Source organism: Massilia agrisoli, assembly GCF_020831365.1.
Lineage (GTDB): Bacteria > Pseudomonadota > Gammaproteobacteria > Burkholderiales > Burkholderiaceae_D > Telluria_A > Telluria_A agrisoli.
The window spans coordinates 63186-89842 of the sequence record NZ_JAJHPV010000022.1; the positions used below are offsets into that span (position 1 = coordinate 63186).

The 26657-nt window shown below is 62.7% G+C and carries 17 protein-coding genes; 8 read left to right on the forward strand and 9 right to left on the reverse strand.

Annotated elements, in window-relative coordinates:
* Nucleotides 1-12: 12 nt before the first annotated feature.
* The 5 genes from LMJ30_RS21800 to LMJ30_RS21280 form a co-directional block, all read right to left on the reverse strand.
* On the reverse strand, nt 13-1320 hold the full coding sequence (locus LMJ30_RS21800) for an ABC transporter ATP-binding protein (protein WP_307729398.1): 1308 nt from the start codon (nt 1318-1320) through the stop codon (nt 13-15).
* Nucleotides 1320-2120 (reverse strand): ABC transporter permease, encoded by an 801-nt coding sequence (locus LMJ30_RS21265; RefSeq protein WP_229434584.1) that lies wholly within the window; start codon nt 2118-2120, stop codon nt 1320-1322. The genes LMJ30_RS21800 and LMJ30_RS21265 overlap by 1 nt, the downstream gene beginning before the upstream one ends.
* A 159-nt stretch (nt 2121-2279) precedes the next feature.
* A complete protein-coding gene (locus LMJ30_RS21270) occupies nt 2280-3026 on the reverse strand; it encodes a Crp/Fnr family transcriptional regulator (protein ID WP_229434585.1) in 747 nt (248 codons plus the stop codon).
* A 101-nt stretch (nt 3027-3127) separates the two neighbouring features.
* On the reverse strand, nt 3128-4357 hold the full coding sequence (locus tag LMJ30_RS21275) for a tetratricopeptide repeat protein (RefSeq protein WP_229434586.1): 1230 nt from the start codon (nt 4355-4357) through the stop codon (nt 3128-3130).
* Entirely contained in the window at nt 4354-6222 is a 1869-nt protein-coding gene (locus LMJ30_RS21280; RefSeq protein ID WP_229434587.1) for a CHASE2 domain-containing protein, read from the reverse strand. Before LMJ30_RS21280 ends, LMJ30_RS21275 begins: the two co-directional genes overlap by 4 nt.
* Before the next feature lie 225 nt (nt 6223-6447).
* On the opposite strand from LMJ30_RS21280, the gene LMJ30_RS21285 reads away from it, so the two are divergent.
* The 7 genes from LMJ30_RS21285 (at nt 6448) to LMJ30_RS21315 (ending at nt 16209) form a co-directional block, all read left to right on the forward strand.
* Entirely contained in the window at nt 6448-7806 is a 1359-nt protein-coding gene (locus LMJ30_RS21285) for a FecR family protein (RefSeq protein ID WP_229434588.1), read from the forward strand.
* Nucleotides 7807-7946: 140 nt separating this feature from the next.
* A complete protein-coding gene (locus tag LMJ30_RS21290) occupies nt 7947-8183 on the forward strand; it encodes a hypothetical protein (protein WP_229434589.1) in 237 nt (78 codons plus the stop codon).
* Nucleotides 8184-8230: 47 nt separating this feature from the next.
* Complete coding sequence (locus LMJ30_RS21295) at nt 8231-10198, forward strand: DUF4214 domain-containing protein (RefSeq protein WP_229434590.1); 1968 nt, start codon at nt 8231-8233, stop codon at nt 10196-10198.
* A gap of 267 nt (nt 10199-10465) precedes the next feature.
* Complete coding sequence (locus tag LMJ30_RS21300) at nt 10466-12262, forward strand: type I secretion system permease/ATPase (protein WP_229434591.1); 1797 nt, start codon at nt 10466-10468, stop codon at nt 12260-12262.
* Nucleotides 12263-13621, forward strand: a complete 1359-nt coding sequence (locus LMJ30_RS21305) for an HlyD family type I secretion periplasmic adaptor subunit (RefSeq protein WP_229434592.1) — start codon at nt 12263-12265, stop codon at nt 13619-13621.
* A gap of 2 nt (nt 13622-13623) precedes the next feature.
* Nucleotides 13624-14982, forward strand: coding sequence for a TolC family outer membrane protein (locus tag LMJ30_RS21310; protein ID WP_229434593.1), 1359 nt, complete (start codon nt 13624-13626; stop codon nt 14980-14982).
* A gap of 54 nt (nt 14983-15036) precedes the next feature.
* Nucleotides 15037-16209 (forward strand): DUF4214 domain-containing protein, encoded by a 1173-nt coding sequence (locus LMJ30_RS21315; protein ID WP_229434594.1) that lies wholly within the window; start codon nt 15037-15039, stop codon nt 16207-16209.
* A gap of 68 nt (nt 16210-16277) precedes the next feature.
* Here LMJ30_RS21315 and LMJ30_RS21320 read toward each other — a convergent pair whose 3' ends face one another.
* The 4 genes from LMJ30_RS21320 to LMJ30_RS21335 form a co-directional block, all read right to left on the reverse strand.
* Nucleotides 16278-17156, reverse strand: a complete 879-nt coding sequence (locus LMJ30_RS21320; protein ID WP_229434595.1) for a sulfurtransferase — start codon at nt 17154-17156, stop codon at nt 16278-16280.
* Nucleotides 17157-17326: 170 nt separating this feature from the next.
* Nucleotides 17327-19129, reverse strand: coding sequence for a 2Fe-2S iron-sulfur cluster-binding protein (locus tag LMJ30_RS21325; RefSeq protein ID WP_229434596.1), 1803 nt, complete (start codon nt 19127-19129; stop codon nt 17327-17329).
* Complete coding sequence (locus tag LMJ30_RS21330; protein ID WP_229434597.1) at nt 19126-19818, reverse strand: PepSY domain-containing protein; 693 nt, start codon at nt 19816-19818, stop codon at nt 19126-19128. The genes LMJ30_RS21325 and LMJ30_RS21330 overlap by 4 nt, the downstream gene beginning before the upstream one ends.
* A 132-nt stretch (nt 19819-19950) precedes the next feature.
* Nucleotides 19951-22656: a TonB-dependent receptor gene (locus LMJ30_RS21335; RefSeq protein ID WP_229434598.1), complete on the reverse strand. Its 2706-nt coding sequence runs from the start codon at nt 22654-22656 to the stop codon at nt 19951-19953.
* A 446-nt stretch (nt 22657-23102) separates the two neighbouring features.
* Here LMJ30_RS21335 and dnaE point away from each other — a divergent pair, with 446 nt between their 5' ends.
* Nucleotides 23103-26651: a DNA polymerase III subunit alpha gene (dnaE, locus tag LMJ30_RS21340; protein ID WP_229434620.1), complete on the forward strand. Its 3549-nt coding sequence runs from the start codon at nt 23103-23105 to the stop codon at nt 26649-26651.
* The last annotated feature ends 6 nt before the right edge of the window (nt 26652-26657 follow it).

A 26657-nucleotide genomic window follows, 5' to 3' on the forward strand; every position in this document is an offset into this window, starting at 1 on the left:
TGGTCAATCGCCTCAGTATTTTTCAAAGCTCAGTTGCGGGCTGAGGTTCACCGCGCCGGCCCAGGTGATGGCGGCGGGGTTGGGCAGTACGGCCAGCGCGGTCACTTCGTGCAGGTAGCAGATGACCTCGCGGAACTGGCCGTCGCCGTAGCCGCCATTGGCCAGGCCGACGGTAATGGTGTACTCGTCAGGGCGCAGGCTGAGCGCAAACGCAAAGCGCACCGCCAGGATGCTGCCGGCAGCGGCTGCGCCCAGGTGGGCGCGCATGCAATAGGTGTTCGTTTCAAACAGTACCACGCCGAAGCGGTCGCGGATCTTGAACCCGGCGTGGGGATCGTCCAGTTCCTCGTCGATGCGGAATTCCAGCTCCAGGGTGGCCGGGCTGTCGGCCACCAGGGTCAGCTGATCGGCGCCGCCCGCGTCAACGAAGCGCGCGCCGACGCATTCGGCGCGGCCGGTGCGGATGCTGCCGGCCTTGCCGTCGAGCGGAACCGCGTCCCTGACCAGGAACGCATGGCGTTCACGCGCCGCTTCCATGTGGGCGGCAACGCCGGGCGCCGTCACCTGGAAGGCGTGGCCGGCGCGGTCCTGGCGCCCGAGCAGCGCAGCCTGGTACAAGTCGATCGCCTCCTTGGGCGCGCCGTCGAAGGCCAGTGCGCCATTTTCAATGAACAGGCAGCGCGTGCAGGTTTTCAGCACCGTCCCGGTGCTGTGCGAGACGAACAGCAGGGTGGTGCCGGCTTCGGTGAACTGGCGGATGCGCTCGAAGCATTTCTGCTGGAAGAACACGTCGCCGACCGCCAGCGCCTCGTCGACGATCAGGATATCGGGGCGCACGCAGGTTGCGACGCTGAACGCCAGCCGCATCTGCATACCGCTGGAATAAACCCGCACCGGCGCGTCGATGTGCTCGCCGATCTCGGCGAACGCGATAATTTCGGGCATCAGTGCGGCGATCTCGTCCATCGTCAGGCCCATCAGCTGGCCCGCCATCACGATGTTGTTGCGGCCAGTCACGTCAGGGTGGAAGCCCATGCCCAGTTCCAGCAGGGCGGCAATGCGCCCGCTGGTGCGGATCGCGCCTGCGCTGGCCTGGGTGGTGCCGGTGATCAGCTTGAGCAAGGTGCTCTTGCCGGCGCCGTTGATGCCGATGATGCCGATCGCTTCGCCGGCGGCGATCGCGAAGTTGATGTCCTGCAGCACCCATTTGAGCTTATGGCGCGGACCGCGGAACGGCAGCATCCATTCGGCCAGGCGCGACCAGCGCGTCGGATATTGTTTATAGGCCTTGCCCAGCCCGGCGACGTGAATGCTGCCCATCAGAGTTCGTCCACCATTTCGCCCGAGCGCTTGCGGAACAGGCGCAGCGCGAACACGCACATCAGGACGGCAAGCACCAGCGGCAAGACCAGGCTGTTCCAGTCGGGTGCGCGGCCATTGACCAGGATGGTCTGGTAGGCGCCGATGATGGACGCCATCGGGTTCCATACCAGCAGGCCACGGATCGTTTCAGGCAGGATCGAGGCCGGATAGACGATGGGCGTGAACCAGAACCAGAACTGGATGAAGATGCTGAAAAACTGCCCGACATCGCGGAAGAATACATTCAGCACGCCGATAATCATGCCCAGCCCGATGGCGAACAGCACCTGCAGCGCCAGCACCGGCACGATGGCGACGAAGGCCATGCCCGGGAAGTTGCCGCTGATGGCGAGGAAGGCGGTAAACAGGGCGAAGATGATGCCGAAGTTGAGCAGCGCGTTGAGCACCACGATCAGCGGCAGGCTGATGCGCGGGAAGCTGATCTTCTTGATCAGGTTGGCCTGCTCGATGAACATGGTCTGCGAGCGCGCGATGATCTCGGCAAACAGGCCCCAGGTCAGGATGCCGGCGCACAGGTAGATGCTGTAGGCGAAGGTATTGTCGCTGCCGGGCAGCTTGCTGCGCATGACCTCGGCAAAGATGACCGTGTACACCGCGATCATCGCCAGTGGACTGAGCAATGACCAGGCAGCGCCAAGGATGGCGTTACTGTATTTCGATTCGAATTCCCGCTTTACGCTGCCAAGCACAAACCCGCGATAGGCCCACAGGCCGCGGAAAGTGTGGCTGGAAATCATGGGCTGGCCCGGAGCGCCAACCTGCGTGCAAGAGGGTAGATTGTCGTCATAGCGGTCGGATGGTCTGTGAGCGCAAAATTATACTCTACAGGACAAGACGACAATTGTTACAGTTGTAAGTAGCGCGGAGCGACAACTGCTGACAAATTACGGCTCTTTTCAGGCCTGCACCAGTTTTTGCAACGCTTCAGGCTTGACGATGATGAGCCGGTGCGCATCCTTCTGCACGATGCCCTGTTGCACAAGGGTCAACAATGCGCGGGTGACTGTTTCGCGGCTGGTGTTGATCATGTTGGCGATGTCCTGGTGGGTCGGCAGGTTTTCGACCACGGTCTGGATACCGGCGCTGCCGCTCTGGGTACGCTGCATCAGCACCAGGTAGGTGTAGATGCGCTTGGCGGTGTTATTAATGGAGAGCAGGGCGCGGAACTCGGAATCGCGCTGGATCTTCTGCGCCAGGTGGCGCAGCATCTGGTTGGCCACTGGCGGCGAGTGCGAGAACAGGTGCAGCGCCGTGGGCGCCGGCAGGAAAGCCACCAGCACCTCGGTCATCGCCACCACCGATGCCGACCGGGTCGAGTTGTTGATCAGCGCAATCTCGCCGAAAAAGTCGCCCGGCGCCAGCATGCGCAAGCCGATCGCGCGGCCGTCCTCGGTAATGTCGACCACCTGCAGCTGGCCGGACAGCAGGAACAGCAAGCCGTCGCCGCTGCCGCCCTTGTGCAGCACCACCTCGCGTTTTGCATAGCGGCGGATGCGCAGTTCCGGTTTGACGCGGGCGATCTCCTCGTCCGTCAGTTCGGCAAGCAGGGGAATCTTGCGCAGGTGGAGTTGCGCCACGCGCAGCTCTTCCGCGCCCGCGTTGGCGCCGTCATTCCCGTCTTTTTCTGGCTGTCCGCGCGACATGGTTAATTGATCAACAAGTAAGGGTGAGATGCATCTGGAATGGCGCCATCATACCGTCCCGCCCGATTCTTGGCAGCACTTGATACCGTTTAGCAAGTGACTCACGGCATCTGAAGCTGCCAGCTCAACTGCACCTGGCGGTTGTCATAGGCGAAAAAGCTGATGGTTTCCTTGTTGCGAATGGCGCGCGCTTCCAGTTGCACCGACTGGGCCTTGGTCAACTGATAGGTCCAGGCGGCGCGCAGCACGTCGGTACGCTGGTCGCGCACGATGTCGATCAGGCCGGGCAGGTACATCTCGCTGCCGTTCCAGCGCTGGCGCGATGCCCCGATCTCGCCGATCAAGGCGTCGCCCAGCTTGCGCCGCGCCAGCAGGTTGATGGCATAGCCGGCGCGGTCGCCGCCGGGACGCATGTCGCGCGCACGGTCGGTCTGGACGCCCAGGGTGGCGTTCGCATACCAGTCATCCTTGCGGTAGTTGAACTGGCCGCGCAGCTCGTAGGTGTCGGCGTTGAAGTTAGCCAGCGTCAGGTAGGCGGTATTGGTCACGCTTGCCAGCAGGTGGAACTGCATGCCGGCGGGCAGCGGCAGCGGGGGCGTGACACGGGCCTGCCCCTGCAGCTGGCGCTGGTAGAACTGGCCGCCCAGCCCCACCAGGCCAACCAGGCCAGTTGCGCGGACGGTCCAGTCGCCCAGCCGGTACGGCACTTCCGCACCCAGGTACAGGGTGGCGCTGTCGTATTCGCTCAGCTTGTCGTTGCGGCGGCCCTGGAACTGGGCGAAACCGATCGTGCCGCCAGGCGCCAGCTCGCGCATATGGTCCGCCGTGACGACCGAGTACTGGTCGCTCTTGGGCAGGAACTCGGGCAGCAGGCGGTCGAGCGTGTCGACATTGACAAAAATGGGGTTGTTCGCGCCCTGGTTGACGTTGCGGTCATAGCCGCGCCCGAAGCTGACGGACGAGCTGCTCAGGCCCTGCCATTTGTCGCAGCCGGTTTCGCGCGCCTCGGCGATCAGCGCCAGGATCCCGGGCGGCGGGTTAAACCGCGTTTCCACGATGGCGAACAGGCGTTCGGCCTCGTCGGTGCGGCCCAGGCTGCACTGGATCAGGGCCACTTCGAGGTAGGCGCCCGCATGCAGCGGCTCCTTTTCAATCACGCGCATCAGCGTTGCCGAGGCATCGTTCTTGCGCCCTTCCGCAATCGACTGGAGGGCGCTTTCATACAGGCTCTGCACCTCCGACTCGGGAGGCGGCGCCTGCTGCGCGCCGGCAGGCGACGCGGCGAGCACGGCCAGCGCCAGGGCCAATGGCCTCAGGTAGGCGCGGGTCATGCCGGCTGTCCGGTTGGCGGCATTTTCACAGCGTGTGTTACTGGATCCATGCTTGGGTCGAACGTAAAGAGTGTTGTCGGGTTTTCCTTGCCGCGCAACAGGCGTTCGCCCAGCAGGATGAAACGGTGGCGGCTCGCGCGTTCCACTGCGCCCGGGCCGATGATGACTTCATGCGGATAATCGCGCGCGGCCTGCTCCAGCCGCGACGCGGTATTCACGCTGTCGCCGACGGCAGTATAAATGCTGCGGAACGAGGTGCCAAAGTCTCCCGCCATGGCCAGCCCGCTTTCGATACCGATGCGTACCCGCAGCGGCGCATGCCCGGCCAGGACGCGCGCGTCGCTGAGCACGCCAACCCGGCGGACAATCTCGCGCGCGGCGTCGAGCGCGAGGTCGGCATGGCGTTCCATCGGCAACGGCGCCCCCCAGAATGCGACCAGGCCGTCGCCGGTGTATTTGTCGAGCGTGCCGTTGGCCTCGATGACCGGGCCGGTCAGGCAGTCGAGGAAGTCGCGGGTCAGGCGCGCGGCATCTTCCACCGGCAGCGACTCGACATGGGATGTGTAGCCCTCCATGTCGGCAATCAGGGTGGTGACGTCAAGCTGGCGCGGCTGCAAGGGATCGTCGAGGTCGCTGCGAAGCAGCTCCTGCACCACCGCGGGGGCGACGTACTGGCGCAAGGTGTCGAGCAGGTGGCGCGAGCGGCGCTGTGTCAGCTGCCATTGATACGGTACGGCAAAAGCCAGCAGGAACAGGTTGCTTGCCAGCGGCCCGGTGGTGGAAAAATCAGGATCGTGGCGGCTGGCGAAATAGGCTACCGCCAGCCAGCAGGCCGACATGGCCCCCAGCAGGCCCACGCTAAACACCGCCGACAGGCGCGGGAATGCGTATGTGGCGAGCAGCGCGGACGCGAGCGAAAACAGCAGTGCCAGCACGGCGCCGGGCCACGGCGCGGGCGCCACGCCTTGCTGCAGGTCGAGCAGGGTCGTCAGCATGGCCGCCTGCACGCCCAGGCCCGGCCGGATGCTGCCGAGCGGCGTGGCGACGCGGTCACCCTGGCCCAGCGAGGACGAACCGATCAGCACCAAGCGGCCCGACAGGCTGCCCGGATCGACTTCCTGGCGCAGGATTTCGGCCGCCGTGACGACCGTATAGGCTGGCCAGTCGCGGGTAAACGACACTCGCATCATGTCCGTGGATGGGAGTGCAAGCGGCGCGCCGCCGCTGCAGCAGTTGAGCAGGGCGAGCGACAGCGCGGGATAGACGCGGCCTTCGAAACGGGTTTGCAGCGGCACCCGGCGCAGGACGCCGTCGGGGTCGGGGATAAAGCCGATATTGCCTACCTTGGGCGCGCGCGCCAGGCCGGCGTGGTTGGCGATATAGCCGGTCGCCGGTACGGCGGCCTGCGCCGCGGCGCCCGCTGTTGCGCCGGCAAGGACGCCAAGACGCAGCGGCTCGGGGCGGTTCGGCTGGAAGTCGAAGGCCTGGGCCAGCACCACCGGTCCGTGTTGCGCAAGCAAGGCCAGGCGGGTGTCGCCATTGGCGTCGGCCGCCTCCGGCATCAGGATGTCGAGCGCCACGCCGCGCGCACCGTACTCGGTGAGCAATGTTTCGACCAGCTCGGCGATGCGCTCGCGCGGCCATGGCCACGGCCCCAGCCTGGCAGTACTGGTTTCATCGATGTCCACGACCAGGATGCGCGGCTCCGGGGCATCGCTTTTCTGGACCTTGAGGAAAACGTCGCGCAGCCATTCGTTGCCGAAAAACGACACCGCCGGGGCAGGGCCCCACTGCGACCACACGGTCAGCAAGATGGCGGCAGCGGCGATCGCGGCGCGGATCAGCTCCGGCGGCAAATGGAACAATCGGCGCGACGCCACGGAGCGGAGGAAGGAGACAGGCACGCCAGCCGGAGAAGTGCAGAGCACTTGTTGGAAATAAACATGAAGTATATCGCGTCGGCGGTGGTGCAACACGGTTTGCTACAAAATGTAACTCGGCAATATTAGGGTTGGTTTGCGATAAAATGTGATGGCGGTCACGTCTATCCTGGTCGCATGACGGGATAATCGGGGGAAAAGGGGAAAACCATGTTGCGAAATCTATCTGTCTTGGCAGCACTCGTGCTGTGCAGTAACCTGGCGTTTGCCGCCGAGGCGGGGAAGGTCATCTTTGTTGCCGGTAAGGCGAGCATCGCCGACAGCCCGGTAGCAGAAGGCCAGGCTGTGCAGGAGGGCCAGATGCTGACGACAGGGCCCGACGGGTTTATCTATGTCAAGACCATCGACAGCGGGCTGTTCATCCTCCGCCCCAACACCCGCGCCCGTATCGTTTCCTATCACGTCGACGCGAACAACCCGGCCAATACCCGGATCAAGCTCGACCTGTTGAGCGGGGTAGCGCGCAGCCGTTCGGGCAACGCCGTCAAGCTGGCCCGCCAGAATTTCCGCTTTAACACCCCGGTCGCGGCCATTGGCGTGCGCGGCACCGATTTCACCGTATTTACCGACCAGGATACCTCGCGCGTCGCCGTCATCTCCGGCGGCGTGGTCGTGAGCGGTTTCGCCGGCGGTTGCCGCCCGGATGGCATCGGGCCGTGCGAAGGCAGCACCAGCCGCGAGTTGTCAGCGACCCAGCAAGGACAATTGTTGGTAGTCAAACGTGGCAAGGCCGCCCCCGTGCTGGTGGAAGGCACCCTGTCGACCGATCCGTCCGCTGCCCCGCATCCGGACGAACCGGTCAGCCAGACCGGTGGCAAGAGCAGCAACTCGGTGGTCGGCGTGAGCCAGAACCTCGATCCGCAAAAGAGTGAATCGCTGCGCCAGGCCAGCAACCAGCAGCCTCCTGTCGTGCCGACCGTGCCGCCAGTAATGCCCGACACGGGCGTGATTGATATTCCTGCGCCTCCCCCTGTCGTCGCGCCCAGCTTGCCTGAGCGCTCGATCGTCTGGGGACGCTGGCAGCGCCTGATGGCCCAGACGGCGAAAATCAACCTGGCAACCGAGCAGGCCAAGTCCGAACTGCTGGCTGTGAATGGCAACTATGCGTTGTTCCGCACCCCCGGAAAAGACTATGTGGCGCCGGAAAAGGGCAGCATCGGGTTCGCGCTGCACGACAGCGAGGCGTTTATATATAGTGATGTCGGGAGCAAGCGCACGGTGTCGTCGGCCATGGTCACCAACGGCAAGCTGAATGTGGATTTTGGCACGCGCAGTTTCAAGACCTCGGTCGATGTGCACAATCGCCTTGAGAAGTTCAGCCTGGTCGGCGCGGGCTCGATCGGCACGGACGGCCGCATGCATGGCGACCTGGCCCAGTCGCAACTTGGCGTGATGAATATCCAGGGCCTGCTCAGCAACGAAGTCGAGGGGGGCGCTGCCGCCTATATATTCGATGCCCGCCTTGATAATGTGCGCACGGTAAATGGCGTGACGTATTGGCGAAAATAGGCGTTTTCGGCGCTTATAGAATGATCCCCGGCATGTCCGGGGATTTTTTTTGTGGTTTTCACGCGAAATACGATGGAGAAGCCGAAACTAATTTGTTTCAGTTTGTAAGTCACCAAATGTAGCGCAGCTGCTGGAAACCCATGCTGAAGCAGGATCGCGCGCTTGATTGCATGCCAGGCACACGGGTTTTCACTCTGGGGAAGGGGCAAAGTCTTGCATTCTGGGAAATCTTCTCTGATAATAAGCGCCCAATGTTTTTAGTTGTTTTACAGAAAAATTTGATTGAAGTTGTTGTTCTTTGTGATGGCTGTCACATTATGATGCCAATGGCTTCTGTCATGATTCGGGACGTTGGGCTGCAGGTCACATCCGTGTAGCTGCAATATTAAACTTATCGATCGTTTGATCTACTCAGGAGCACTAAATGGCAACTACTTATCACACCGAAATCCAGAAGCTGTACGTCGCTTACTTCAACCGTCCTGCAGATCCAGGCGGCCTGGCGTTCTGGGAAGGCGTTGTTGAAGCCGCTAACGGCAGCACCACCGCTGTTGCTGCAGCCTTCGCCGCTTCGGCAGAGTACCAGGCAGAATACGCTGGCATGTCGACCGCCGACATCATCAACCAGATCTACATCAACCTGTTCGGCCGTTCGGCAGAGCCAACCGGCCTGGCATTCTGGGCAAACGCTGTTGCTAACGGTGCAGTCACCATCGACACCGCAGTAACCACCATCGCAGCTGGCGCACAAGGCACCGACAAAGTTGCTTTCGACAGCAAAGTTACCTACGCTTCGGCATTCACCGCTGCTCTGGACACCCCAGCAGAACAAGCTGGCTACGCTGGCGAATTCGCTAACGACGCAGCTAAAGCAATCGTTGCTGGCATCAAGACCGCAGCTCAGCTGACCGCAGCACTGGTTCCAGCAACCCTGGCAGCATCGGTTGCTGCAGTGATCGACGCATCGGTACCATTCACCCTGGCCGGTGGCCTGGCTGCTCTGGACGCTGCAAACACCGCACGCGCTGAATTCCTGGAAGAAATCGAACTGGATGCAGCCGGCGTTGCAACCGCTGTGACCGACGCAGAACTCGCACTGGACGTTCTGATCGACGACGCTGATACCGTCGCTGACGAAGTCTACGTTGATGCTACCCCAGCAATCGCTGCTGCAATGCTGTCGGACGAAATCGAAGAGCGCGCTGAAGTCCTGGCAGGTGCTCAGGAAGACTACGACGCAGCCGTTACCGCTGCTGCTGCAGTCAAGGGCCTGACCACCGCGATCGCTAACATGACCGCTGCTGAAACCAACCTGGAAGCAATGGTTGAAGCTCAGGTCGAAGCAGAAGCCAACCTGGCAGCTGCCCTGGCATCGTACGAAGTCAAGACCTCGACCGACGTGACCATCACCGCTGACGGCGAAGTCGCTGGCGTTATCGTTCTGGACGAAGACGGCGTACTGGTCCTGGCTGACGACATCACCGAAACCACCAACCCAGGCGTTACCGCCCTGCTGGCCGCTATCGTTGCTAAGCAAAGCGCTGACCTGGAAGTTGCTGGCGCCGAGCAAGCTGTCTTCGAAACCACCCTGATCGTTGACGTGATCGACCTCACCGCAGGCGCAGGCACCACCGCGCTGGCAGCAGTTGGCGCAGCGATGACCGTGGTTGTTCCAGTGTCGGCTGCTAAGCCAACCGGCGTGGAAATCATCACCGAAATCAATGCTCTGACCGCTATCGCAGAAGCCAAGCGCGCTCTGTCGGATGCTACCCCGGCCGACGTGGCCCTGGACGCTGAAGCTGACACCGCAGAAGCTAACCTGGCTGGCTTCCTGACCAAGGTAAGCGATTTCCAGGCTGCTGACGCCGATCTGAAGGCACAGGCTGTTGTCGATACCGCTGATCTGGTGGCTGACGCTGCTGACGCAGTTGAAGCTCTGGACGAAGCAATTGCTGACCTGGCAGAAGCGACCGCAGTTGCTGCACAACTGAAAGCACTGGACGACGCAATCGTTGACGCTAAAGCTGAGTTCACCGAAGCCAAGCTGCAACTGCCAGTTGACCTGACCGCATTCGTTGCTGCAACCGCAGGTTCGGACATCTACCTGGCCGGCGACGTAGCTACCAGCACCGTTGTTGGTTTCGGCGACCTGGGCACCGACTCGCTGTTCATCGGCAGCCAGTACACCCTGAACACCACCGGCGACCTGACCAAAGGCAACAACGCAGTTCTGGAAGCCTTCATGGTTCAGAGCGGCACCAGCGTCAAGGTCTACCTGGAAACCGAAGTGTACGGTTCGGACACCGCAGCAGTTGCAGAGCAGGTCATCACCCTGACCGGCATCACCGTTGCTGAACTGACCCTGGCTAACGGCATCATCACCGCTGCTTAATAGCTGACCTCATAAGCCCCCGGCCTGCCGGGGTGCTTCAGGCAAAAAACCCCGCTACCGCAAGGTAGCGGGGTTTTTCCGTTTACACGGCCGGCGCGTGGCCGGAACGCGACAGAAGTACCGGAAGTTCAAAATTTGTGACGTGCATCACATTTTCCGAAGGTTTTGAGCGATAATGTCTGCGCATCACTTTCTCCTGTAGCATCGTTCTCTGTCATTGAACGGATAGCCGAGCCATGCTCGTTCTCATAGTTGCCACGCAAGCACATGAAAATTAATTTAAAAAAGCCTAAAAACGAAATCGAGCAGGTACTGCTAACGTTCAAGAACACGTTCTGGACAGTCGGCGCCTTCAGTGCGGTCACCAACCTGCTGATGCTGGTGCCATCGCTCTACATGCTGCAGGTCTACGACCGCGTCCTGGCAAGCCAGAACGAACTGACCCTGTTGATGCTCACGATCTTGATGCTGGGCGCTTACATGCTGCTGGCAGGACTCGAGCTGATCCGGTCATTCGTGCTGGTGCGGGTGGGAGCGAAATTCGACATGCAGCTCAATAAGCGCGTGTACACCGCCGCCTTCGAGCAAAACCTCAAGCAGGCAGGCGGCAATGCCGGCCAGGCACTGCAGGACCTGACCAGCGTGCGCCAGTTCTTGACCGGCAATGCGCTGTTCGCGTTTTTCGACGCGCCGTGGTTCCCGATCTACCTGATCGTGATTTTCTTCTTCGAGCCGTCGCTTGGCTTCTTCGCGCTGGGCGGGACCATCGTGCTGGTCGCGCTTGCCTATATTAACGAGCGCGTGTCGCACAAGCCGCTCGCCGAGGCCAACACGATGGCGATCTCCGCCAGCAACCTGGCCACCAACAACCTGCGCAATGCCGAGGTGATCGAGTCGATGGGGATGCTGCCCAACCTGATCGGCCGCTGGTTCAAGATGCACAGCAAGTTCCTGCACCTGCAGGCAGACGCCAGCCAGAAGGCCGGTACGGTCGCCGCGATCACCAAGTTCGTGCAGGTCTCCCTGCAGTCGCTGGTACTCGGTTTCGGCGCGTTGCTGGTCCTCGAAGGCAAGATTTCCGCGGGCATGATGATCGCCTCGTCGATCCTGGTCGGCCGTGCGCTGCAGCCGGTCCAGCAAGTCATCGGCGTCTGGAAATCGTTCAGCACCACCCGGAGCGCCTACGAGCGCCTGACCGCGCTGCTCGAAGCCAATCCGGCGCGCGAAGCGGGCATGCCGCTGCCGAAACCGGCGGGCGCGCTGAGTGTCGAAGCGGTCACCGCTGCGCCACCCGGCTCGACTGTGCCGGTGGTGAAAAACCTGAGCTTTGCGATTGCACCTGGCGACGTGCTCGGCATCATCGGGCCTAGCGGCTCCGGCAAGTCGACACTTGCCCGATTGCTGGTCGGTGTCTGGCCGGCCATGATCGGCAAGGTGCGCCTCGACGGCGCCGACATCTACCACTGGAACAAGGGCGAGCTGGGACCGAATATCGGTTACCTGCCGCAAGACATCGAATTGTTCGGCGGCACGATCAGCGAAAACATTGCACGCTTTGGCGACATCGATGCCGAGAAAGTCGTGTTGGCGGCCAAGCGCGCCGGTGTCCACGACATGATCCTGCACCTGCCGAACGGCTACGACACCAGGCTGGGCGACGGCGGCGCTGGCCTGTCCGGCGGCCAGAAGCAGCGCCTCGGGCTGGCCCGCGCAATGTATGGCGACCCATCGGTGATCGTGCTCGATGAGCCCAATTCCAACCTCGACGACGCCGGCGAAGCGGCCCTGGTCCAGGGTGTGCGCGACCTGCGCGAACGCGGCAAGACGATTGTGCTGATCACCCACCGTACCAGTGCGATCGGCATCACCAATAAGTTGCTGCTGATGCGTGACGGCGGCGCTCAGATGTTCGGCCCGACCACCCAGGTGCTGGCGGCGCTGGCCGAGGCCAACCAGAAGCAGCTTCAGGCGCAGCAGGCGGCCAATGCACAGCTGGCGGCGAAACAGAAGGGGGCCCAAGCAGCGCCCGACGGCCCGGCAGCCGTGACGGAAGAAGGAAAATAAATGAAATCTTTGATGAACAAGAACGCCGCAACCGAGGTGGTCTCGCATGAGGTCACGCCGATCACGGTGAACACGGATGCGCGCGGCTACAGCCGGCTTGGCTGGATCATCGTGCTGCTCGGCTTTGGCGGCTTCATGCTGTGGGCCCTGCTGGCGCCGCTCGACAAGGGCGTGCCGATGGCCGGCACCGTCACCAAGGAATCGAACCGCCAAGCGGTGCAGCACCTGACCGGCGGAACTGTGCAGGAGATCCTGGTGCGCGACGGCGACATCGTCAAGGCTGGCCAGATCCTGGTGCGCATGAACCCGGTCAGTGCGGAAGCGAATGCAGGCATGATCCGCGCCCAGTACATGACCGCGCGCGCGACCGAAGCGCGCCTGCTGGCCGAGCGCGACGGCCTGAAACAGCTGGCCTTCCCGAAAGAACTCGACAATGCCGCGGTCGATCCGCGCGTGGCCGAAGTGCGCACGCTGCAGTCGCAACTGTTCTCCTCGCGCCAGATGTCGCTGCAGAACGAACTGGCCGCGGTCGACGAAAACGTCGCGGGCCTGAAATTGCAGATCCAGGGCATGCAGGAAGTGCGCGAGAATGAAAAAGCGCAGCTCGGCTTCCTCAAGGAACAGCTCGCCGGCATGCGCGACCTGGCCAAGGAAGGCTATGTTGCCCGTAACCGCTTGCTCGACCTGGAACGCACGTATGCCCAGATCAATGCATCGATTGCGGAGAATATCGGCCAGGTGGGCCGGATGCAGCGCCAGGTGGCCGAACTGAACCTGCGCCGCAGCCAGCGCGTGCAGGACTTCCAGAAAGAAGTTCGCACCCAGCTGTCCGAGGTCCAGACGGAGGCGCGCGCACTCGGCAGCCGCATGAACGCCGTCAACTATGAACTGGCCAACGTGGACGTGAAGGCGCCTGCCGACGGCGTGGTCGTTGGCCTCGCGGTGTTCACGCGCGGCGGCGTGGTCCAGCCTGGATTCCGGATGATGGATATTGTCCCGACCGGCGACCCGCTGGTGGTGGAAGGCCAGCTTGCGGTCAACCTGGTGGACAAAGTCCACCCCGGCCTGCCGGTGGACCTGATGTTCTCCGCGTTTAACGCCAACACCACCCCGCACATCCCCGGCGAAGTGACGCAAGTCTCGGCCGACCGTTCAGTTGACGAGCGCACTGGCGTGCCGTACTTCATCGTGCGCGTGCGCGTGACGCCCGAAGGCGAAAAGCTGATCGCCAAGCACAAGCTCGACATCCAGCCGGGCATGCCGGCTGACCTGTTCGTCAAGACTGGCGAGCGCACCATGATGAACTACCTGATCAAGCCGATCATCGATCGGGCCCGATCGACCATGAGCGAGGACTGACCGTGGCCCCTTCCAAGACCCGCCTGACTACCAAACGCGTGCGCCGTGCCGCCTGGGGCGCAGGCATCCTGCTGTCGCTGCTGGCCGGCGCGGCCAGCGGCATGAGCCTGCAGCAAGCGTATGCGGCCGCGCTGAAGAACGATCCGGTCTTCCGCATGAATTTCTACGAGAACGAAGCGGGCAAGGAGAACCGGATCATCGGCCGCTCCGCGCTGCTGCCGAATATCAGCGGCAACTATGGCTATACCCGCAACAAGACCGACCTGACCCAGATGCTGGGCAACCGCGAGGTGCTCACCCATCCCGACTTTACCGGGCGCAGCGGCGTGATCCAGCTGCGCCAGCCCTTGTTCAACTGGGACGCTTACGCGCGCTACCGCCAGGGTGTGGCGCAGGCAGGCGAGAGCGCGGCGCGGTTCGAGTTCAACAAGGATGAGGTCGCGCTGCGTGTGGCCGGCGCCTATATGGACGTGCTGTATGCGGATGACCAGTTGAAACTGGCGCGCGCCCAGCGTGACGCCTTCATGGAACAGATGAAGGTCAATGCCCGCTTGTTTGAAAAAGGCGAGGGCACCAAGACTGACATGCTGGAAACCCAGGCGCGCCTCGACCTGGCCGAGGCGCAGGTGCTGGAAGGGCAAGACGCCGTCATCGCCGCGCGCAATACCTTCGAAGGCGTGGTCGGCATGCCAGTCGACAAGCTCGAGCCTTTGTCCGCGGATTTCCGTGTCGATGCGGTACCGCCGGCCTCGTTCGAAGAGTGGAGCAAAATTGCGCTCGAAAACAACCCGGACCTGCAAGCCGCCCGGCTTGCGGTCGAGGTGGCGCAGCAGGAAGTAAACCGCGCGCGCGCAGGCCATGCGCCCCGGCTCGACCTGGTGGCCAGCTACAGCAAGAACGACTCTGAATCGCTGACCACGCGCGGCCAGGAAACGGTGAACCGCGCTATTGGCGTCCAGCTGAACGTGCCGATTTATTCCGGTGGCCAGGTCAGCGCGTCGGCGCGCCAGGCAGTCGCCGGGCGCGAGCGCGCCAAGGCCGACTACGACCGCCGCGCCAGCCTCGTCATGGTTGAACTGCGCAAGGCGCACAGTGTGGTGCTGAGCAGCGTGTCGCGGGTCGACGCGCTGGTCAAGGCGGTCAGTTCCGGCACCTTGCTCAAGACCGCGACCGAGCAGAGCATCAAGGGCGGCGTGCGGATCAACCTCGACTTGCTCAACGCCGAACAGCAACTTGCCGCCAGCCAGCGCGACCTCGCGCAGGCGCGCTACGGCTACCTGCTTGGCCTGCTGCGGCTGCGTGCGGCGGCGGGCACGCTGACTGATGAGGATGTCTACAAGGTGGCCAGATACTTCGAATAGTGCGCGCTTGTTTTCCGGTTAACGTTAGCATGAGATCATTAACTGGAGGACGCTATGGCCACAAATTTCGAGCAGATTCAGCAGTTGTATATTGCAATGTACGGCCGGCCGGCAGATGTTGCTGGCCGAAATTACTGGGGCGATAAGTTCGCCACCGACCCCGGCGCCATGCCGACCATCGCCCAGACTTTTTCGCAAATGCCGGAGTATGCGGCTGAATTCGGCGGCAAGTCGAATACGCAGATCGTCACCACCTTCTACGACAACCTGTTCGGCCATGCGCCCAGCGCCACCCAGCTCAATAACTGGAGTGCGCAGCTAAGCCTCCCGGGCGGCATCGGCACGGTCATCAGCAGCATGATCACCAGCGCGTCGGCCGCCGATGCCGCGGTGTTGCAGAACAAGGTCAATGTGGCCGTCGCGTTTACCGCATCGCTCGATACCGCGGCCGAGGTCAACGCGTATCTGACCGAAGCGGGGCGCAACACGGCGGAACAGTTCATCAACTATGTCGACGACAACAATTCGGTCGGCGCCACCACGACACCGTTCGCGCTCAACCTGGTGACCAGCGACATGATGGCAGGCATCAACTGGTCGGCGCCCGCGCGCGTGGCGCAGCAAGTGCAGGACCTCTACGTTGCCTACTTCTCGCGCGCGGCTGACCGTGGCGGTTTCGACCACTGGACCTCCCTGCTTGACGGCAATGCTGCCAATCCCATGCTCCAGAACATATCGGGCAACTTTGCCGCGTCGGCCGAGTACCGTGCGGAATACTCGCAGGCGACCAACGCCGAAAAGGTCAATGCCGTTTATCAGAACCTGTTCGGCCGTGACGCCGAAGCAGCCGGCCGCGACTTCTGGGTGAGGGCGCTCGATACCGGCGCGATGACGATCGATAATTTCGTCACCACGATCGCCACGGGGGCGCAGGGCTCCGACCTGTATGCCTACCGCGCCAAGGTGGATGTGGCGAAAGCGATTACCGCGGCGATCGATACGCCTACCGAAGTGCAGGCGTATGCCAGCGCCAGCGCACTTGCCGCAGTGACTGCCTACATCGCGCAGGTCAAGGACGTGGCCAGCTTTAATGCGGCAATCAACGCCACGTCGATCAACAACCTCGTTGCCGGCTTCTCAGGTCAGCAAGCGGCGCCGGAAATGGGCGCCGACAGTGTCCAGCTGGTGGGTGTCGCCGGATTTGAACCGACGGGCGCCATCGGCTAGGCAGCCAGAAAGTCAAAAGGCGGATGACCGCTACGTCATCCGCCTTTTTTGATTGCTGATCCAGTCCGTCAGGCCTGCTGCTGTGCCGGCTGCTCGCGTTCAGCCGGCGCCACGTAGCAGTGCGGGCATGAAACCTCGTACACGTATTCCGGCGCCAGCTGCTGGCGCGGGGTGACCACCGCGCGGCAGGCGAAGCATTGCACCGTGGTCGACGGTTCCAGCTTCGGATTGAGCGCGGTGCGGTAGTCGAACACGAAGCAGTCGCCGGTGTAGTGTTCGCCGCCCACGTCCTCGAAATACTTCAAAATGCCACCTTCGAGCTGGTAGACATTTTCATAGCCGATGTTCTGCATATGGATGGCCGCCTTCTCGCAGCGGATCCCGCCGGTGCAGAAGGTCACGACGGTCTTGTCGTTCAGCGCATCCTTGGCAGCCGCAATCACTTCCGGGAATTCGGTGAACTTGTCGATGCGGTAATCGATGGTGTTGTTGAACGTTCCCACGTCCACCTCGAAGGCGTTGCGGGTATCGACCATCACGACCGGACGGCCCTTGTCGTCATGGCCCTGGTCCAGCCAGCGCTTGAGTGTCGCCGGTTCGACTGCAGGCGCGCGCCCCAGTTCCGGCTTAATCAGCGGCATGCGCATGGTGATGATCTCTTTCTTGATCTTCACGAGCATGCGCTTGTGCGATTGCTCTTCGGACAAGCTCTCCTTGACTTCGATGTCGGCAAACCGCGGATCGCTGCGCAGCCACCCCAGGTAGGTGTCGATATTTTCGCGCGTGCCCGACAGGAACATGTTGATGCCTTCCGGCGTCAGCAGGATCGTGCCTTTCAGGCTCAGTTCGGCGCAGATCGCCTGGTACTGCGGGCGCATCTCTTCAGTATTGTCAAAAGTGACAAATTTGTAAGCGGCAATATTTACGTAGGGGGTGGCGGATTGCATGGCATTCACTTGCATTTGAACAGCCGCCATTATAAAGCAATGGCCCTAGTAGTTGTGGGGCTATGCCGATTCGGCGGAGCCACGCTGCGCGCTTATCCCCCTGCCGGAACCCGTGCGGGCAGGGGGATAAGCGAAGCAGAACCAGCGAATCGCCGGCCTTCCAGGCAGGTTCAGATCTTGAAATCGTCGAACGCAATCCGTTCGTCGCTGACCCCAAGTTCCTTCAGCAATTCACGCGTCGCCGCCAGCATGGCCGGCGGGCCGCACACGTAGAAATCGCACGCCTGCAGGTTAGGGTGGGTGCGCAGCAGCGCGTCGCGCGCCGCCTCGTGCACGTATCCCTTCGCCGCGCCGCCCGCGTCGTCGTCTTCCGACAGCACCAGCTGCCACTTGAAGTTCGGATGCTTGCTCGCGAACGCCTGCATCTCATCGACATACGGCGCATCGCGCTGGCTGCGCGCGCCGTACCAGAAGTGCAGCGGCTCGCGCGCACCGGACTGCAGCAGCGAATGGATCATCGCGCGCAGCGGCGCCATGCCCGCTCCGCCGCCGATAAACACTTTCTCGCGTCCGCCCGGCTTGATGGCGAAGTCGCCGAACGCGCCGCTGAAGCGCACGGTGTCGCCTTCCTTCAGCGTATACATATAGCTCGACCCCTTGCCCGGTTGCTGGCCAGGGATGAAGCGCACCAGCAAGGTCAGCTGCCCGCCTGCCTGCTCAACCGGCACCGCCAGCGAATACGAACGGCGCAGCGGGGCGGGGTTGACCAGTTTTTCCGGCAGCTGCACGCGCTGCCAGTCGTCGCGGTGGTGCTCAGGCATCACGATATGGCTGGCGTCGCGCGCATAGTCGGGCACATGCACCTGGATGTACGATCCTGGCCGGCACGCCACCGGCTTGCTTGGGCGGATCGTAATCTCGCGCAGGAATGGCGCCACTGCTTTGACGCTCGTGACCGTGGCCGCATATTCGGTGGCCAGCGCGGCCGCGCCCGCCACTTCGACATCCACGCTGCCGTCCACCGGCAGGTTGCACGCCAGCCGGTAGCCCGCCGCCAGCTTCTCGGGCGACAGCAAGGCGCGGTCCGCGCTGGTCGGTTCGGGCGCCTTGCCGAGGCAGCGCACTTCGCACAGGCCGCAGCTCTGGCCGCCGCCGCAATTGGATGGCAGCTGCAGGCCGCCGCGCGCCAGCGCCTGGAACACGGTGTCGCCCTGCGATGCTTCGATAGCGCGCAGCTTGCTGCCGTCTTCGCCGAAGACGTTGATGCTGCTGGCCCGGCGCATCCGCTGCGGGATGAACTCGGCCAGGCGCAAGCTGGTAAACAGCAGCCAGATGCCGGTCAGCGCCATGAACAGGCCGCCGATGGCGCTCGTGACGAGCAGCTTGTTGTTGAAGTTCTCGCGTTCGGCGTAATCCATGATGTGGAGCATCCAGAAGAAGTCGAACAGGCGCCACGTGCTGTTGCGGTGTTCGAGCACCTTGCCGGTGTTGGCCGACACGTACACGGTGGTTTCGTCGGCGTCGTTGAAGTTCACGCCCCACACCGGTTCCTTGTGCTTGCGCGTCTCCAGCGTGTACTTCAGCAGGCGCGCGCCGGTTGGCGTGCCGCTGCCCGAGTACGATGCCTGCGCGATGCGCGTCGCCAGCGCCGCGTCCAGCGCCACTGGCGTGCCCTTGAGGGCGTCGACCATCCAGGTGGCCTTGTCGTTCACCAGCATGTACACCGGCCGGTCCAGCAGCCAGCCAGACGAGATGTTCATCACCTGCGCGCTGGCGTTTGCCAGCACGGCATCAACCGGCAGCGCGCTCGCCGGCCACAGCGCAGCGGCGGGCGGCTTGATGCGGAACTCGCGGCCTGCCACCTTCTTCGCATCGAACAGGCTCATGACCACGCCACTGGCCAGCCACAGCACGAACTGGATGGCGATGATCAGTCCCACCCACTTGTGTATTTTTCTCATCAAAGGGGTCATGCGCGCTTCCTCCGCGTGAAGCTGTACAGCAGCAGCCATGCGCCGCTCAGGGCAAACGCAAAGCCGGTGATCGAGGCGACGCGCAGCAGGGTGTTGTTGACGTCCGTGCGCTCTTCGTAGTCCATGATGTGGAGCATCCAGACGAAATCGAAAATGCGCCACAGGTTGTGGCGGCGGGCGACCAGGTCGCCGGTATGTGGCGAGAAGTACAGGGTGGTGTCGCCGGCTTCGTCGTAGTGCACTGCCCACAGCGGGACAGGGCGCGAGCCTACTTCGGACGGCGCCTTGGTGACCCATTCGATGCCGCGGATGTCGCCTTCGCCGACGTGCGATTCTTCGGCCAGCGCCATGATGGTGCCGCGGTCGAGTGGGCTCAGCTTTGCGCCCGTGGCCACATCTACCAGCGCGGCGTCCTTGCCCTGGCGGATTTCGTAGACTTCCTTGCCCAGCATGTTTTTCAGGCGAACCGAGTTCAGGCCGGGATAGAGTTCGGCCAGCCTGGCATGTCCGATGCGGGTCGCGTCAGGTTTGAGGGGTTCGGTAGAAACGTGGGCGAGGTGATCGCCGTGGATGACGTCGAGGGGGACAACGACCATGTACAAGCCGCTGATCATCCACAGCAGGGCTTGCACGCCGATCACCAGTCCGAGCCATTTGTGGGCGCGGCGTACCCAGAATGATGTTTGCATGTTGAATCCGTAATTGTCGTCGTTCCCGCGAAGGCGGGAACCCATGCGACGCTGAGCAAGGATGCTCGGCATGGGTTCCCGCCTGCGCGGGAAGCCGTTGCCGGGAATGCCGGCAACGACGTGAGCTATTGCTTAGAAACGATAGCCGAGGCGGACGTGCCAGCGGCGGCCGAGCAGGTCGTAAGTCATCGTGTCGGTGTTGCCGTCAGTCCAGCTCTGGATGTAAGGCGGCGCCTTGTCGAGCAGGTTGTCGACACCAAACGACAGCGTCATCGCTTTGTCGAACGCGTACTTCACGCTGGCGTTATGGTACGCCACGCTCGGAGCGCGCGCACCGATGTCGCCGGCCGATGCGTTGATGTCGTCAGCTTTGCCGATGTACTGGATGTTGTACGAACCAGACCATGGACCGTTCGCCAGCGTCATCCCGGTGGCAGCGCGCCATTGGGCATAGCTGCCTTGGCCGCCGGTGATCTTGCCAGCGTACTCGATGGTTTCGCCGCCAGGGAAAGGCGTGACGTCGAAGCGGTTCAGGCGCGACACGTCGGCATTGAGCGCCACGTTCCAGCCATAGGCCTTGAAGTCATACAGCGCGCCCAGGTCGATGCCCGACACCCGCTGCTGCGCGGCGTTGGCCGGCTGCGACGACAGGAAGTTGATCTCGCCGGTCGCCGGGTCGCGCGTGAAGCTTGCCGGGCTGCAGAAGATGTGCGCCAGCCCTGGTGAGTTGTAGCACACCGACAGCTTGGTCGAGCCCGGCACCGTTTCGATCGCGTTGTTGATCTCGATGTTGAAGTAGTCGAGGGTCAGCGTGACCGATTTGGACGGCGTCCATACCGCGCCCACGGTAAAGGTGTCGGCGTCTTCCGGCTCCAGGTTGACGTTGCCGCCACCGGTGGTCAGGATCGACGGGCCGAACTGCTTGAAGCCAACCGGTACGCGCGAAGCCTGGCAGTTCTTGTAGATGTTCGAGTTCGGGTCTTGCAGGTTCCAGCTGTTGCAAGGATCGGTCGTGGTCAGGTTGCCCTCGGACACGCCGCCGAACAGTTCCGGCACGTTCGGCACGCGGAATGCGGTCGAGCGGTTGGCGCGCACCTTCAGCGACGGGATCACTTGCCAGTCCAGGCCCAGCTTGTAGGTGCTCTTGGAGCCGAACAGGCTGTAGTCCGAATAGCGCGCGGCGGCGTTCATGGTCAGCGAGTCGACCATTGGCAGCTCGGCCAGCAGCGGTACCGACAGTTCCGCGAACACTTCACGGGCGCTGTACTCGCCGGCGATCGGGTCCTGGCGGTTGGTGTTGGCCGCGCCGGACACGATCAGGCTGTCCGGATCGCGCCAGCCTTTTTCCTGGCGATATTCGAAGCCCGACGCAAAGCCGACCGCGCCAGCAGGCATGTTGAACAGTTCGCCGCTGACGCCGGCGTTAAAGCTCTTCTGGTCATTGCCGCCGGTGTCGCGGGTGTCGAAGTGAATATAGTCGAGCACCGCAGGGCTGAGGTTGCCGTAGCCGAGATAGTTGCCGCAAGGCGCCGACGTTGGCGTCTTGCCGCAGTTGGCGGCGTCCAGCGTCGCGTCAACACGGTCGAGGTTGATGATGTTGGTCATGCCGTCGATGCCGGTGTTGCGTCCCCAGTTGACCGACGTCGACCAGTCCCACTTGTTGTTGATGTGGCCGTTCAGGCCGGTGGCGATGCGGAAGGTATTGGTTTCCTGGAAGAAGGTGCGCGGACCGACTTCGGCCACGCGGCGGCGTTCGAGGGTCAGGTCCTGTCCGGTCGGGTTGGTCGGGTGCGAGGCCGCGATGCGGATCGGGCGGTTGGCGCCGATGGCGCCCGGGGTGGCAAGCTGTTCCGACTTGCGGTTGGTGAACATCAGTTCGGTAAACAGCGCGACGTGGTCGGTCAGGCGGGTGTTGCCGAACGCTGACACGCCGATGCGCTTGATCGGATTGACTGCATTCAGGAAAGGATTGCTGTTGTAGCCGTGCTTGGCTGCGGAGTAGGTCTCGAAACCGCGCGGGTTGCCGGCCGGATCCTGGTTGAAGTTGACGCGGCGGCCGTCGGCCAGGCGCGCGCGGCCGCCGATGGTCGCGGAGCTGCCGCTGCACACCAGTTTGCCGTCCTCTTCGAACAGGGCGCAGGGCGCGCGCGATGCCAGGTTCACCTCGCCGCTTTCCGAATAATTAAGCGACGCCATCATCGAGCTGCGCTCGCCGCGGGTGCCCCAGACCAGGTCGGCGGACTTCTCTTCGCCGTCGCCTTCGGCCGTCTTGCCGTAGCGGACCGCCATTTCCACGCCGTCGATGGCTTTCTTGGTGATGATGTTGACTACGCCGGCCACCGCATCGGCGCCGTAGATGGCCGATGCGCCGTCCTTCAGTACCTCGACGCGCTCGATCATCGCGATCGGGATCATGTTCAGGTCGACCGAGCTGTTGGCGCCGGTGCCGCCTGCGACGACGCGGCGGCCGTTCAGCAGCACCAGGGTGCGGTCGATGCCGAGGCCGCGCAGGTTGACCTGGGTGGTGCCGTAGCCGTTGCTGGTCCAGTAAGCGCTGCTCTGGTTGCCCGCGGTGCCTGCGGAGGAGGGCATGCGCTGGAGCAGGGTTTCGACCGAGATCGCGCCCGAGCGCTGGATGGTTTCGGCATCGATCACGGTGACCGGGCCGACGCCGGAAATCTGGGCTTGTTTGAGGTTGATGCGGCTACCCGTGATCTGTACGCGCTCGATCGGAATCATTTCGAGGGTACTGCCGGTAGCCGGCTGTTGTGCGTAGGCGCCATTGCTGAGGAGCAAAAGGCCGAGTGCAGTTGCTGTTGGAACGTTTTTATAAGACATCTGATCTCCGCTTGATTATTTCTTGTTCGAACCGCTTCGCACGCCAGGCATGCGTTACGACGCATTTCCCTAAATCATCAATTGCAAACGACTTCAACCAGTCCGAGGCTTGCGCCTACGACACGGACTTGTATAGACAAATCTGTAAAAACACTTTAATCCTTGATTTAAGTCAAGGCAAGCAATCTTTAATTGTAGTGCCAAATAATTGAGAAAATTTGCTCACATCGGCCCTTGTGCAAATTTCATTCGTCTACTTCAATTTTTTCGGGAAAAATGTAGTTGTTGTGCAACATAATCTGATGGAATAACCCTATTCAACTCGCATGAAATTAGTGCCCTAAGCCAACAAAACTGGCCGGATTGAGGGTGAGCGATTCTGACCGTCCCGCCGCCCGGCACGGTAAAATAGCGTCCTTTGCACAGCAGGAAAACGGAACATGAGCATGGATGTCCTTGAAGTCGGAAATGAAGCGCAGCTCGCGCCACCCAAGCCAGCCGCCCCGGCCTTTGTCCACCTGCGCGTGCACTCGGAATACTCGATCGTCGACGGCCTGGTGCGCATCGACGACGTGGTCGCCTCGGCCGCCAAGGACAAGCAACCGGCGCTGGCGATCACCGACCTGGCCAACCTGTTCGGCATGGTCAAGTTCTACAAGGCCGCGCGCGGCAAGGGCATCAAGCCGATCATCGGCGTCGACGCCTGGATCTCCAATGACGACAACCGCGACAAGCCAAGCCGCCTGCTGCTGCTGGCCAAGAACCGCATGGGCTACCTGCAGCTGTGCGACCTGCTGTCGCGCGCGTGGCTGACCAACCAGAACAAGGGCCGCGCCGAGATCCGGCCCGAATGGCTCGAAGCGCTGGCCACCAGCGAATCGACCCTGAACCCCGGTGAAGACCAGGGCAATGGCCTGATCGTGCTGTCGGGCGCCCACTTCGGCGACGTCGGCACCGCCATCGAGAACGGCAACCTGGCGCTGGCCGAACGCTGCGCGCAGCGCTGGGCCGCGGTCTTCCCCGGCCACTTCTACATCGAAGTGCAGCGCGCCGGCCAGGCCAACCAGGAAGCCCAGGTCCGCCAGGCTGTCGCACTCGCGGCCAAACTTGGCCTGCCGGTGGTCGCGACGCACCCGATCCACTTCCTGTCGCGCGACGAATTCATCGCCCACGAAGCGCGCACCTGTATCGCCGAAGGCGAGATGCTGGCCAACGCCAAGCGGGTCAAGCGCTTCAACGAAGAGATGTGCTTCAAGTCGCAGTCCGACATGGCAGAACTGTTTGCCGACATGCCGGCCGCGCTGCAAAACTCGGTCGAAATCGCCAAGCGCTGCAACGTCGTGCTCACGCTCGGCAAGCCGCAGCTGCCTAACTTCCCGACCCCGCCGGGCATGACGATCGATGAATTCCTGGTCGCCGAATCGAAGGCCGGCCTGGAGCAGCGCCTGCTGCACCTGTACCCGGACCCGGTCAAGCGCGAAGCCGAGCGCCCGCGCTACGAAGCGCGCCTGAAATTCGAGACCGATACCATCTGCAACATGAAGTTCCCCGGCTACTTCCTGATCGTTGCGGAGTTCATCAAGTGGGCCAAGGAAAACGGCGTACCGGTAGGCCCGGGCCGCGGTTCGGGCGCGGGCTCGCTGGTGGCGTATTCGCTGCTCATTACCGACCTTGACCCGCTGAAGTACAACCTGCTGTTCGAGCGCTTCCTGAACCCCGAACGCGTATCGATGCCCGACTTCGACATTGACTTCTGCCAGGAAGGGCGCGACCGCGTCATCCAGCACGTCAAGGACCTGTACGGAAAAGAGGCGGTTTCGCAGATCGCCACCTTCGGTACCATGGCCGCAAAGGGCGCGATCCGCGACGTCGGCCGCGTGCTCGACTTCGGCTACAACTTCTGCGACGGCGTCTCCAAGCTGATCCCGTTCAAGCCGGGCAAACCGGTGACGATTGCGGACGCGATCGAAGAAGAACCGATGCTCAAGGAGCGCCTCGAGAACGAGGAAGAGGTCAAGCAGCTGCTCGACCTCGCGCAGCAGGTCGAAGGCATCGCCCGTAACATCGGCATGCACGCCGGTGGCGTGCTGATCGCGCCTGGCAAGCTGACCGACTTTTGCCCGCTGTATACCCAGGGCGGCGATTCGGGCGTGGTCTCGCAGTACGACAAGGACGACGTCGAAGCCGTCGGCCTGGTCAAGTTCGACTTCCTGGGTTTGACGACGCTGACCATCCTGGACCGCGCGGTCCGCTATATCAAGCAGCTCGACCCGGCGGCCAACGCCAACTTCGCGCTCGAAACGCTGCCGCTCAACGACAAGGCTTCGTACGACCTGCTGACCAAGGCCAAGACGGTCGCGATTTTCCAGCTGGAGTCGCGCGGCATGCAGGGCATGCTGAAGGACGCGCGTCCCGACCGGTTCGAGGACATCATCGCGCTGGTGGCGCTGTACCGCCCGGGCCCGATGGACCTGATCCCCGATTTCTGCAAACGCAAGCACGGCGAAAAGTTCGACTATCCCGACCCGCGCACCGAGTCCATCCTGTCCGAAACCTACGGCATCATGGTGTACCAGGAACAGGTTATGCAGATGGCGCAGATCGTCGGCGGCTACTCGCTGGGCGGCGCCGACATGCTGCGCCGCGCGATGGGCAAGAAAAAGGCCGAGGAAATGGCGGAACACCGCGAGATCTTCCGCGCCGGCGCCGCCAAGGATGGCCTGTCGACCGAAAAGGCCGACGAGATCTTCGACCTGATGGAAAAGTTCGCGGGCTACGGCTTCAACAAGTCGCACGCCGCCGCGTATGCGCTGCTGTCGTACCACACGGCCTACCTGAAGGCGCACCACACCGCCGCGTTCATGGCGGCCAACTTGTCGCTGGCGATGGACGACACCGACAAGATCAAGATCCTGGTGGAAGACTGCATCGACGTCTGCAACCTGACCTTGCTGCCGCCGGATATCAACCACTCCGACTACCGCTTCACGCCCGAAGGCCCGCCGCCTTCGGTGACGGGCAAGCGCGTCACCAACATCCGCTATGGACTTGGCGCGGTCAAGGGCTCGGGCCAGTCGGCGATTGAAGCGATCATCGCCGCGCGCACCAGCGGCGGTCCGTTCAAGGACCTGTTCGACTTCTGCAAGCGGGTCGACCGCAAGCAGATCAACCGCCGCACCATCGAATCGCTGATCCGCGCCGGTGCGATGGACTGCTTCGGCGTCGACCGCGCGATTTTGCTGGCGTCGGTCGCGTTTGCGGTCGAAGTGGCCGACCAGGCGCAGGCTTCGGTCAACCAGGTCAGCCTGTTCGGCGGCGACGACAGCGACCTGGTGGCGCCGCCGGAGTATGTCAAGGCGATGCCGTGGACGGACAAGCAGAAGCTGTCAGAGGAAAAAATCGCGCTCGGCTTCTACCTGTCGGGGCACATGTTCGATTCGTACGCGGGCGAGGTTAGGCGCTTTGCGCGCACCAAGCTGGCCGACCTCGACCCGTCGCGCGAGCCGCGCATGCTGTGCGGTGTGATTACCGGCGTGCGGCCGCAGATGACCCAGCGCGGGAAGATCTTGATCGTCACGCTGGACGACAAGACCGCGGTGGTGGAAGTGACGGTGTACAGCGAAGTGTTCGAGGCGAACAAGAACATCTTCAAGGAAGATGACTTCCTGCTCGTGGTGGGCAAGGTCTCGGAAGACCGCTTCAACGGCGGACTGCGGATCACGGCGGAAAAGGTGTACGACCTGACTGCGTCGCGGATCCACTACGGCCGCCAGGTCGGCCTGTTCCTGCCGGCGCCGGTGCCGACGGCGAAGATCGCCGAAGTCTTGAAGCCGCACCGCATGCCCGATGGCCTGCCGCTCGCGATGCGCCTCAAGCCGGGGGGTGTCGAGTGCACGATTCAGCTGGGGGATGAGTGGCTGGTGGCGCCGTCGGATGCCTTGACCCTGGCGCTGGAGCAGGTGCTGGGTGCGAAGGAAGTGGCAATCGAGTACTAAGCGCGT